The sequence below is a fragment of the Vibrio brasiliensis LMG 20546 genome (genome assembly GCF_000189255.1).
Taxonomy (GTDB): domain Bacteria; phylum Pseudomonadota; class Gammaproteobacteria; order Enterobacterales; family Vibrionaceae; genus Vibrio; species Vibrio brasiliensis.
This window is the reverse complement of record NZ_AEVS01000024.1, coordinates 1-11,319: the sequence shown is the minus strand read 5'-3', so window position 1 is coordinate 11,319 and position 11,319 is coordinate 1. Positions and strand designations below refer to the sequence as shown.

The 11,319-nt window shown below is 46.4% G+C and carries 11 protein-coding genes; 7 read left to right on the top strand and 4 right to left on the bottom strand.

What is annotated here, in order from left to right; translation table 11 throughout:
* Positions 1-7 precede the first annotated feature (7 nt).
* The 3 genes from menB to menE all read left to right on the top strand — a co-directional run bounded on the left by menB (position 8) and on the right by menE (position 3,390).
* Positions 8-874, top strand: a complete 867-nt coding sequence (menB, locus tag RH46_RS04450; protein WP_006878209.1) for a 1,4-dihydroxy-2-naphthoyl-CoA synthase — start codon at positions 8-10, stop codon at positions 872-874.
* A 156-nt stretch (positions 875-1,030) separates the two neighbouring features.
* Positions 1,031-2,020 carry an o-succinylbenzoate synthase gene (gene menC, locus RH46_RS04445; RefSeq protein WP_006878207.1) on the top strand — a complete coding sequence of 330 codons (990 nt, stop codon included), beginning with the start codon at positions 1,031-1,033 and terminating at the stop codon, positions 2,018-2,020.
* On the top strand, positions 2,017-3,390 hold the full coding sequence (gene menE / locus RH46_RS04440; protein ID WP_006878206.1) for an o-succinylbenzoate--CoA ligase: 1,374 nt from the start codon (positions 2,017-2,019) through the stop codon (positions 3,388-3,390). The genes menC and menE overlap by 4 nt, the downstream gene beginning before the upstream one ends.
* 80 nt (positions 3,391-3,470) lie before the next feature.
* Here the strand turns inward: menE and nagE are convergent, their stop codons facing one another.
* Positions 3,471-4,925, bottom strand: coding sequence for an N-acetylglucosamine-specific PTS transporter subunit IIBC (gene nagE / locus RH46_RS04435; RefSeq protein ID WP_006878205.1), 1,455 nt, complete (start codon positions 4,923-4,925; stop codon positions 3,471-3,473).
* Positions 4,926-5,098: 173 nt separating this feature from the next.
* On the opposite strand from nagE, the gene RH46_RS04430 reads away from it, so the two are divergent.
* Both RH46_RS04430 and RH46_RS22315 read left to right on the top strand, forming a co-directional pair.
* Positions 5,099-5,977, top strand: a complete 879-nt coding sequence (locus tag RH46_RS04430; protein WP_006878204.1) for a LysR substrate-binding domain-containing protein — start codon at positions 5,099-5,101, stop codon at positions 5,975-5,977.
* Positions 5,978-6,071: 94 nt separating this feature from the next.
* A complete protein-coding gene (locus RH46_RS22315) occupies positions 6,072-6,245 on the top strand; it encodes a hypothetical protein (RefSeq protein WP_006878203.1) in 174 nt (57 codons plus the stop codon).
* On the opposite strand, the gene RH46_RS04425 is transcribed toward RH46_RS22315, so the two are convergent.
* From RH46_RS04425 to RH46_RS04415, 3 genes are all read right to left on the bottom strand, one after another.
* Positions 6,242-7,165, bottom strand: a complete 924-nt coding sequence (locus RH46_RS04425) for a YeiH family protein (RefSeq protein ID WP_006878202.1) — start codon at positions 7,163-7,165, stop codon at positions 6,242-6,244. The two genes, RH46_RS22315 and RH46_RS04425, sit on opposite strands and share 4 nt — an antisense overlap.
* A 130-nt stretch (positions 7,166-7,295) precedes the next feature.
* A complete protein-coding gene (locus RH46_RS04420; protein WP_006878201.1) occupies positions 7,296-9,167 on the bottom strand; it encodes an MFS transporter in 1,872 nt (623 codons plus the stop codon).
* Positions 9,168-9,191: 24 nt separating this feature from the next.
* Positions 9,192-9,782: a TetR/AcrR family transcriptional regulator gene (locus RH46_RS04415; RefSeq protein ID WP_006878200.1), complete on the bottom strand. Its 591-nt coding sequence runs from the start codon at positions 9,780-9,782 to the stop codon at positions 9,192-9,194.
* A 194-nt stretch (positions 9,783-9,976) separates the two neighbouring features.
* Here RH46_RS04415 and RH46_RS04410 point away from each other — a divergent pair, with 194 nt between their 5' ends.
* Positions 9,977-10,855: a Tim44 domain-containing protein gene (locus RH46_RS04410; RefSeq protein WP_006878199.1), complete on the top strand. Its 879-nt coding sequence runs from the start codon at positions 9,977-9,979 to the stop codon at positions 10,853-10,855.
* Between the two features lie 117 nt (positions 10,856-10,972).
* The gene (locus RH46_RS04405) at positions 10,973-11,293 is read left to right on the top strand and encodes a DUF1244 domain-containing protein (protein ID WP_006878198.1); all 321 of its coding nucleotides are present in this window, start codon (positions 10,973-10,975) and stop codon (positions 11,291-11,293) included.
* Positions 11,294-11,319 lie beyond the last annotated feature (26 nt).

The following is an 11,319-nucleotide window of genomic DNA, read 5'->3' as shown; positions in this document are numbered from 1 at the left end:
AATCACCATGGCAAAAACAGTCGGTATCTCAGAAGAAGAACTATACGCACCAGTAAACTGGAATGACTGCAGCGGTGAATATGAAGATATTCAGTACCACAAATCCGAAGATGGTATCGCTAAGATCACTATCGCTCGCCCACAGGTTCGCAACGCGTTCCGCCCTCAAACAGTGAAAGAGATGATTAACGCACTTGCTGATGCTCGCTACGATGAAGGTGTCGGCGTGATCATTCTGACAGGCTTGGGTGAGAAAGCGTTCTGTTCAGGTGGCGATCAGAAAATTCGTGGCGATTACGGCGGCTACCAGGATGATTCCGGTACCCACCATCTAAACGTTCTGGACTTCCAGCGTCAGATTCGTACCTGTCCGAAGCCAGTGATTGCTTCAGTAGCAGGCTGGGCTGTAGGTGGTGGTCACGTACTGCACATGATGTGTGACCTGACGATTGCTGCTGAGAATGCTCAGTTCGGTCAAACTGGCCCTAAAGTTGGTTCATTTGACGGCGGTTGGGGTGCATCTTACATGGCGCGTATTGTTGGTCAGAAGAAAGCACGTGAAATATGGTTCCTATGTCGTTTCTACGATGCTCAGGAAGCATTAGACATGGGGCTGGTTAACACAGTTGTACCGCTAGAAGAGCTTGAAAAAGAGACCGTTCGCTGGTGTCGCGAAACGCTACAACACAGCCCGATGGCACTTCGCTGTCTGAAAGCTGCGCTAAATGCAGACTGTGATGGTCAAGCGGGTCTGCAAGAGCTGGCAGGTAATGCGACAATGATGTTCTACATGACTGAAGAGGGTCAGGAAGGTCGTAATGCGTTTAACGAGAAGCGTCGTCCGGACTTTAATAAGTTTCCACGCAATCCCTAAGTTGTCATAGCTTTCGTCGCCAGAATAGCGATAGCTTTGTCGAAGACCAGTGTTTGGGTTAATAAACTCTGTGTCTTCTCATTGCTATCAACATTCTGGCTTAGAAACCTATCTACAACTTGCCTATTATATATAAATTGAAAAAGGGATATTGCTATGAGATCAGCCAAACTGTATCGCTATGACTTACCGATGGACAGTGGTGTGATACTGCGTGACCAGAGGTTGAAGCAGCGTGAAGGTTTTGTGGTTGAGCTAGCGCTTGATGGCGAAATTGGTCGCGGGGAAATCGCCCCTTTGGCCGGCTTTAGCGTAGAAACAATGGACGAGGCATACTCACAGTTAGTTGAGCAACTCGCACTATGGCAGCAAGGTGCTGAGTTAGACTTTAGCGAGTTATATCCATCGGTTGCTTTTGGTTTATCCATGGCTCAGATGGAGCTTGCTAAGCAACTACCTGTGCAGGGGGCGTATCAGGCAGCACCGCTGTGTTCCGGTGACCCTGATGAACTGATCCCGAAGCTGAATGCCATGACTGGTGAAAAAGTGGCTAAGATCAAGGTCGGTCTATACGAGCCTATTCGCGATGGTATGTTAGTCAGCCTGTTCCTGGAGTCGATTCCTGACTTGACCCTACGTCTAGATGCGAATCGAGCATGGAGCGCTGAGAAAGCTCAGCAATTTGCTAAAAAGATCGCGCCATCGTTACGTGGACGAATCTCGTTTATCGAAGAACCATGTCAGGTACCGGGCGATAGTTTCTCATTTGCTATTGATACGGGTATTGCTATTGCGTGGGATGAGACGCTGCAGCACGCTATTCGTCGCGATGACTTCAAACTTGAAGATCTCAATGGGGCCAAAGCGATCGTCATTAAGCCGACCCTTATTGGTTCCGTTGAGTGTTGTATCGAGCTGATTAGCCGAGCCAAAGAATTGGGTATTAAAGCGGTGGTCAGTTCGAGCATTGAGTCCAGTCTGGGTCTGACACAACTGGCTAGACTGGCGCACTGGCAGCTACCTGACGAAGTACCTGGTTTAGATACCGTAGGCTTATTCGCGCAGCAGTTAGAGGTTCCTTGGCCGGGCTGCGAGTTGCCTGTAGCATCGCTATCGGACCAAGCTTTGATTTGGCAGTCAGAATGAAAGCGAAGTTATCACCTGTGAAACAATGGGCTCAATCGAGCCCATCTTTGTATGCTCTCCATACCCCAGAGCAAAGTTACACTTGGCTAGAACTCGCCGAAAAAATATCACGTCTGGCAGCATCACTTGGTCAACAGGGGGTATCTGCTGGCGACGTTGTTACCTGTATTGGTAAGAACAGTCCGCAACTGTTATTGCTCTATCTCGCTTGTCTCGAACAGGGTGCAATTTGCGCACTTGCAATGCCCCAGAGCGAAGATGAGATCAACACTAAACTGGCAACCCTGTATTCAAATCCCGATCACGCCTACCTATGGTCCGTTGATGAAACAGAGCTGCCGGAGATTGGCTGTCACGTCCAATTAGCAGAACCTGAACTCGACGATTGGTGCAGTGAGTATCAAGACGAAGCTCTCGCATCGATTGTATTTACATCTGGCTCGACAGGGACACCGAAAGCGGTTGCCCACACGTCGCAGCAACATCTTGCTTCAGCGCAAGGTCTACTTGAACAATTCCGTTTCCAACAAGGCGATACCTGGCTGTTAAGTTTGCCTATGTATCACGTCTCGGGTCTGGCGATTGTCTATCGCTGGCTTGCTACTGGCGCAACTCTCAAAATAGGGACAGGCACGTTAAGCGAGGATATTGGCGATGTCAGCCATGCATCACTGGTGGCGACTCAGCTTAAGCGACTACTTGATAGTGGTGAGCCTCTGACTCTTAGCCATGTTTTATTGGGAGGAAGTCATGTCCCGCTAGAACTGAGTCAGCAAGCCGCTGAGTATGGTATTGAAACCTGGCTCGGATATGGAATGACAGAAGCGGCTTCAACCGTCACAGCTAAGCAGATAGACGGCCTCTATAGCGCGGGCAGAGTCTTACCCAGAAGGCGGGTTAAACTGGATGGACAGCGTATCTTCATTGGTGGAGATACTCTCGCTTCCGGCTACTACCAGCAAGGGGTAGTGACGCCAATTGTTGAAAATGGCTGGTTTGATAGCAAAGATCTTGGTCAGTGGCTTGGCGACGAACTGAAAATCATCGGTCGTGCTGACAACCAATTTATCTCTGGTGGTGAGAATATTCACTGTGAAGAGATAGAAGCAGTGCTTAATCAGCTTGGTGTCGTCCAGCAAGCTATTGTTGTACCTATAAAAGATGCCGAATACGGCCATCGACCGGTTGCGGTATTGCAGTGTGAAACATTACCTGATCAATCCGAAATTGAATCTTTGCTCAAGCTTAAATTGACCAAGTTCAAATGGCCGAAAGCCTATTATCAGATGCCATTGGAACTGTTAGCTGGTGGGATAAAAGTATCGCGTCAAAAGGTCAGACAGTGGTTAGAACAGCAAATAAGCAGATAAAAAAGAAGTGCACATTCGGTGACTAAGCGAAAGTGCACTTCAGGGGGCGTGGAGATGGTGAGTCACCACATTTTTACACCTTAGCTGGCCAGTGCCTTCTTCATTTGTTCTGCCACTTTGTCGACTTTGCCAAGACCGACGATGACCTGAAGACCGCCTTTGCCAATCGGTACCACACCTGCAGCACCGAGCTGTTTGAGTTTATCGCTGTCTGCTGCCGCTGAGTCTTTTACGCTCAGTCTCAGACGAGTAATACAGTTATCGACTTCGATAATGTTATCTGCGCCACCAACTGCCTGGATATATTCTTTAGCTAATTCAGAAATATCTTCAGCGGCTTCCTTCTCCATATCTTCACCACGACCCGGCGTCTTCAAGTTGAACTTGATAATGGCAAAGCGGAATACTGAGTAGTAAATGACAAAGAAAACAATACCTTGGAGTAGCAACATGTACCAGTTAGTCGCTAGAGGGTTTTGGCTGGACAGCACCATGTCAACAAAACCGGCGGAGAAACCAAAGCCTGCCATCCACTCCATACTTGCGGCGATGTAAAGTGATAGCCCGGTAAGCACCGCGTGGATCAAGAACAGGACAGGCGCTAAGAACATAAAGCTGAATTCCAACGGCTCGGTAATACCAGTAAAAAATGAAGCCATAGCAGCAGCCAGCATAATCGCGAACACTTGATTCTTGTTCTTGGCATCAGAGCAGTGGTACATAGCAAGTGCTGCGGCTGGTAGACCAAACATCATGATAGGAAAGAAGCCAGCTTGGTACATGCCGGTCTTGCCCGGGATACCTGTGCCGTTAGCGATAGACTGAGCACCACCAAGGAAGTTTGGGATATCGTTAATTCCTACTACATCAAACCAGAATACAGGGTATAGGGCATGGTGCATACCAACGGATAAGAATAGGCGGTTAAAGAAACCAAACAGACCTGCACCAACGGCTCCCATACTTTCAAGCTTGATGCCGAACTGGATTAGAGCGTCGTAGACCGCTGGCCATACATAAAGTAGTACGAAAGAGAGCGCCATACCTGCGAGGGAAGTTAAGATCGGAACCAGACGTTTGCCACTGAAAAAGGCCAGTGCTTGCGGGAGTTCTACCGTCGAATAGCGGTTATAGATCTCGGCTGAGATAATACCAATGATGATGCCAATGAACTGGTTGCTTATTTTGCCAAAAGCTGCCGGAACTTCGTTTGCCTCAACGCCAATCAGTTGAGCGACAGAGCCGGGAGCCAGCAGGGTCGTGACCACTAAGAACATCACAAAACCAGACAGAGCTGCTGAACCATTTTTATCACGGCTAAGACCAAATGCGACACCGACAGCGAATAGCACTGCCATGTTATCGATGATTGCACTGCCAGACTTAATTAAGAAAGCTGCGAGAATATTTTCTGAACCCCAGCCGACAGGATCAAGCCAGTAGCCAATCCCCATAAGAATTGCTGCTGCAGGCAATGTAGCCACTGGAACCATCAGTGCCTTACCTACTTTTTGCATATATCCAAGTATATTCATTTATGCCCCTAAGTTTTTATATTAAAAATTTTGATTCATTCGATCATCAAAAGTAAGTCAGCTAATGATTAGGCTCGATAAATCAGTGTCTGGTTGTATTAGAATCTTAATTTGTGGTGCAAACAAACGAATTGGCTAGTAGTATGAATTAAAAATTTTAATGTATAGCGACTATGGCAAACCAACAGACATTACTGAGAAACCTCCATACTTTTAACGTTGCGGCGCAGAGAATGAGCTTTACGCTTGCGGCGAAAGAGCTTCACCTGACTCAAGGAGCAGTGAGCCATAGGATTAAGGTGTTGGAGTCAGAGTTAGGTTTTAACTTATTTGTACGTGGTACTCGAAAGCTGGAGCTAACAGCAGAAGGGGAGCGTTTTCAAAAAACTTTATCGAAGTCACTGAGTAATATCTTTGGCGAGATAGAAGACATCAACAGTACTGAGCTTCACGGCAAGCTCAATATAGGTACTAGTCCAGCCTTTGCTAATAGTTGGTTGTTACCGCGAATTGCCGATTTCAAACGCCGTTACCCTAGATTTAATCTGAATATCTTTGCTCAGGAGGAGCAGGATTTTCATAAAAACCATTTGGATGTAGCAGTTTACTATGGTGATAGCCAGCTCAAAGACGTCTATCGTAAGCCTTTGTTTGGCGAAAAGTACATTCCGGTATGCACGCCAGGCTACGCGAAGCAGCTAGGCATATTTGATGATGGATTAGAGTCACTGAACAGAGTCAATTTTATCCATGCTCTGGAGTCTGATGTCTGGCAACGATGGATTAAACATCACAATATTGAGGTTAATCTGTTCAGGCAATTTTACTGTGTAAGCCATCGTGATATGGGGGTGCAGAGTGCTCTGCACGATGTTGGAGTGGCGATGGGACGGTATCAGTTCGTCAAACAATACATAGAGACCGGAGAGCTTGTCACGCCTTATCCAAGTATGGAAACTGAGATGAGTTATGATGTCATCTGTCCTCTTGGCTCAGAGAAAAGACCGAAAGTGCATACCTTTATTAAGTGGCTAGAAAGCCAACTTAGTTAATTTAGCAATTTCATAGTCCAAATGTGAATTTAGCATTCTTATAACCCTAATTCATAATAGCTCTACTGAGATATGGATGTGGGTATAAGAAGCGATGAAAGCAATATTGGTTGTAGCAGTGTTACTGCAGATAATTGTGGCTGTACAAAGCGAAGGCTTGATTCGTGCGTTGACAGAACTCTCTGCGTTTTTGCTGGTGGTCGCAATTGTGGTCAGTTCCAAACAGCAAAAACGTCAGTCACTCGAACTAGAGGCGGAAAAGCGTTAAGCCAAAGTAAGCCACGCTAATGATGTGGTTGAAATCAGTATCCACAAAGTTACACCGAACATCAGTGGTTTAGGTCCGGCAGACTTAAGTTTCTCGACAGAAATACCACAACCAATCAAGAACAGACACACCACCAACGCCCGCTTAGCGACCTCAAAAATACCCTGATAGACCATCTCGAACTGAGGCAGCAGATCACTGACTGCGATAGCGATACAGTAAAACAAGATAAAGTATGGAATGGTGATCTTCTTTGAATCGCTACGGAACAAAAATGCACTGAATAGTGCCACCGGTATTATCCATAACGCTCGAGCCAGTTTAAGAGTGGTCGCTGTGGTTAAAGCTTCTTCGCCGTAAGCAGACGCTGCACCAACAACCGACGAGGTATCGTGAATCGCGATTGCAGCCCAGGTACCAAAAGTATGCTGATCAAGGTTTAGCGCATGGCCAATCACTGGGAAGATAAACAGTGCGATAGAGTTAAGAACAAATACTGTCGCGAGAGATAAGCCGATCTGCTCATCGTTAGCTTTAATCGCCGGGGAGACAGCAGCGATGGCGCTACCACCACAAATCGCGGTACCAGAAGCGATCAGATAACCAGTCTCTTTGTTCAGACCAATCCATTTGGCAACCCACCAACCGATCAGCAAGGTACCAAAAATAGTTGCGACGATCAGCCCTATACCGTTGGACGTTACTGCAAGTGCCTGCTCAAACTGAATACCGAAGCCCAATCCGACAATTGAGTAAGCCAATAATTTCTTGGTTAACTTGGCCAGATTAAACTCGGATGGAACCAGACCTAGTGAAGCGAGTAAGAAGCCAATCACCAGAGCGGTAGGAGAGGAGATAAAGGGAGCAAGACACACTGCCAGCGCAAGCCAGAACGGTAACTGTTTTCGTAGATTATTCATCATCTAATAAATGTGTTAAGGGTAATCGTCAGTTTAGCGTAGTAAATGCGATAAATAGAGCTGAATGTTTTGAACAGCTGTTCAGGAAAATTGAACAGCTGCTGATTTGAATAGTGAAATGACGTGATAATTAACGCCAATCACCTCTGAGTGATGATACTTTGTCATACATACTTGAGGTTGAAGCGGATTCTGGAGCAACTGGCTCACCAACTTCTATCTCTATCTTTGACCAGAAGCGTGATGGCAAACCTTTACAGGCGGAGCCCTTATGACGACTAAAATAACTTCCCCACATTCCTTTTAAAGCGATAGGAATAACAGGTACCGGACTGCGTTTAAGAATCAGATCCATCCCGCGCATAAATGGATTCATCTCACCATCCGACGTTAAACGACCTTCTGGGAAGATACATACGATATGTCCTTCTGCCAGCGCCTGCTCCACTTCGCCAAAAGCCCTGACGATCGAGCGACGATTCGTGGCCGAAATAGGAATAACACCAGCTCGTTTCAAGAAGCGACGCAATGGCGGCGCATTAGCGTAATCTTCTTCCATTACAAAGCGGATCAGTCTTGGGCAAACGGCGCTTAGCAGCAAGGCATCCATATAGCTGACATGATTACATACCAGCAAGGCGCCACTTTTTTCCGGTAAGTTGTGCAGGTTTTTATGGGTTACTCGATACATGGTATGGGTCAGGATCCAAACTAAGAATCGCACTACGAAGATGGGCACCTGCATAAATAAATAACTGGCTACAAGCAGGTTGAGTACCGCCAGTAACAAAAACAATTGTGGAATCGATAATCCAATAATAGCCAGACAGACGATACCTAAAATGGCACTGCCGACCATAAACAGCGAGTTGTAAATATTAAGTGCTGCAATCACCTGTGCACGTTGGTCGACTTTAGCGCGTTGCTGCATCAGGGCGTAAAGAGGAACAATGAAAATACCGCCTGAAGCACCTAGCAGCAGTAGATAAATAAATACAGGCCATAGCGGTTTATGGGACAAGAATTCCGTGAAGCCAGCAAACTCTGGTAGCTGATCTGGTACTGCTAACGCCATCAGCGCGCCAAAAACAGTGATACCGAAACTACCAATTGGAACGATACCTACTTCAATGCGATGGTTGGATAACTTATCACAGGCCAATGAACCAACTGCGATGCCGATAGAAAACAGCGCGAGCAAAAATGAAACTGCGCTTTCACTGCCATTTAAGTAGACCTTAGTGAAGTTAGGGAACTGGGTTAGGTAAGCAGCGCCCAGGAACCAGAACCAGCTGATAGCCATTAGCGCCCTAAAAATGGTCTTGTCTGACTTAGCGATCGCAATAGTGCGTTTGGTCTGCTTAATCGGCTGCCAGCGGAAGGTCAGAGAAGGGGCGCTGGCAGGAGCCTCTGGAATAGAGCGGCTTGCCAGATAACCTAGCACAGCAAAAATGACTACAGAGGCGGCAGCAACGTACTTTGCACTCTCAGATGAAGCAATAACGCCCGCCCCAAGGGTGCCAACCAGTATGGCTAAGAAGGTGCCTGTTTCCACCAGAGCATTACCCGATACCAGTTCATTTGGTTTCAGTTGCTGCGGAAGTAAGGCGTATTTAACCGGACCGAAAAATGCTGACTGAGTGCCCATTAAGAACAACAGAATTAGCAGAATGATGTAGCTTTCGGTGACAAAGCCAATTGCACCTAAACACATGATGCCGATTTCAGCCAGCTTGACCTTGCGAATGAACCAGGACTTCTCATATTTATCTGCCAGTACACCGGCGGACGCGGAGAAAAGGAAAAATGGCAGAATAAACAGACCAGCGGCAAGGTTTATAAACAGATCGCTAGAGATAGGTAGCGCACCTGCACCGGCAAATGCGACAAATAGCAGTAGGACGTTTTTAAAGATGTTGTCGTTGAAAGCGCCGAAAAACTGAGTGACAAAATAAGGCAGAAAACGTTTCTGCCTTAGTAAAGAAGTTTGGCTATCAGACATTAGCTATCCTTAACTTTTAGGATGTTACCAATTGGTCAGGTAATTAGAGAGCAGGTTCTCGATCAATTCCTTGCCATCGATAGGCTGATCGGTAAAGAACTTATCATCAACGCTGAGTAGCGTAATACCGTGTACACCAGACCATAACACGCGACTGGCTTTAAGAACATCCGTCTCACTGCGGTGAGGCGCAATCGCTTGAAGAAGGTGTTCTAGCATACCCGTCATAGAGTCGATTCGTTGTGACTGCCATTCTGGTAAAGCTTCACCATTCATGTTGTGCTCGAAAATAAGCTGCCAGCGATTAGGGTGGCGTTGAGCGAAGTCGTGGTAGCAATAAGCAAGCTCATACAGTGCAGTTTTGTTGTCTTTACTTTTAGCGACGACATGACCAGCTTCGGCAGCCAGCTCATCGAGCGTCTGAGCGACGACATGGAGTAGCAGTAGATTATAATTGCCGAAGACATTAACTAGCGTACTTGGCACATAACCAATCATAGTGGCTATCTTGCGTAAGCTGAGCTCGTGGTACGAATTTGTCGCTAAAAACTCTTTGACGGTATTGAGTGTAAGTGCAACGAGTTCTTCGCGGGTATGATCGTTTCTTCTGGCCATGGTTATTAATCTAAAATGAACATTGTTCAATATTCTAATGATGCAGTACCTATAGCGTCAACTTTCGTAAGGACAATTTGCAATATTCTGATACATGTACCCCAGACGTTTTAGTATGAATCTAGGTCAGCTAAGGTTAATATGGTTGAATAAGTATAAATTCATAACCTCGATAGGAACCTGAAAGGAAGAATATGAAACGACTCTTTTCTCTTGTTGCTCTACTCATGGTCTCAGTAGCGATCACTCCAATCGCTGAGGCGAAGAAGTTTGGCGGCGGTAAATCGTTCGGCAAAAGTTTTAAAACTGCGCCTGCGCCAAAACAGCAACAGCAAAACACCAATACGATTGGTAAAGATCAAACGACTAAAACGCAAAGCTCGAGCAAGAAGGGCCTGATGGGTGGTCTACTTGGCGGTCTGTTAGCGGGTGGTCTGCTAGCGGCATTCTTTGGTGGCGCGTTCGAAGGTATCCAGTTTATGGATATTCTGATCATGGGCTTGATTGCCTTCGTTATCTTTAAGCTAATGAGAGGCATGCTTGGCTCTAAGCAGGGCAGTATGAACAAGAATCGTCAGCAGCCAGCTTTTGGTGGCTCGGCGCCTAAGTTTGAACAACCAAATGTGCACAACTTTGAGCAGCCTCAGTCAGGCGCACAAGGTGGCGGTTTTGGATTTGGCGCGCAAAGCGACATTCCACATAACTACCCACCGGGCTTTGATCAGACGGCGTTCATTAATGGCTCTCGTGAGCATTACCGTATCCTTCAGGGTGCGTGGAACCACAATCAGCTAGAGACTATCGAAGAGTACGTATCGCCGAGTCTGTTTGAAGACCTTAAATCAGAGCGCGCTAAGCTTGAAGGTGAACAACATACAGACGTTATGTACGTAGACGCTGAAATCGTGCGTGCTGATTACGATGCGAGTAAAGCTCAGCTAAGTCTGCAGTTCAGTGGCCGTTACCGTGATTCGGTAGAAGGTATTGAAGAGAACATCGAAGATATCTGGCACCTTGAGCGTGACCTAACTACGCCTAATGCGCCTTGGTTGATCGTTGGTATTCAAGGTTAACCTTAGCCAATAATGATAAACGCCCGAGCTCATAGCTTGGGCGTTTTTGTATTGTCTTAAGGCGCTAAGGCTTGGTAGTATTTTTAGCTAACCAAAAATGATAATAAGGTAAGTAAAGTGGCTGAATTTAAATATAAAAATCTAACTCAAGAACAACAAGATAAACTGGATGCAGCGGCATTTCGTCGTTTACTTGCGCATCTGGATGATAACAAAGATGTACAAAACATCGATTTGATGATTCTGGCTGGCTTTTGTCGTAACTGTTTTAGTAAGTGGTATAAAGCAGAAGCTGAAGCGCAAGGGCTTGATTTGGACATCGATGACGCACGTGAACGAGTCTACGGCATGACGTACGATGAGTGGAAACAAAACCACCAGCCAAAGGCAACACCGGAGCAACTCGCTGCTTTTGAAGCCCGTCAGAACAAGGGTTAATCAACCTGAGTGAATACAAAAAGCCC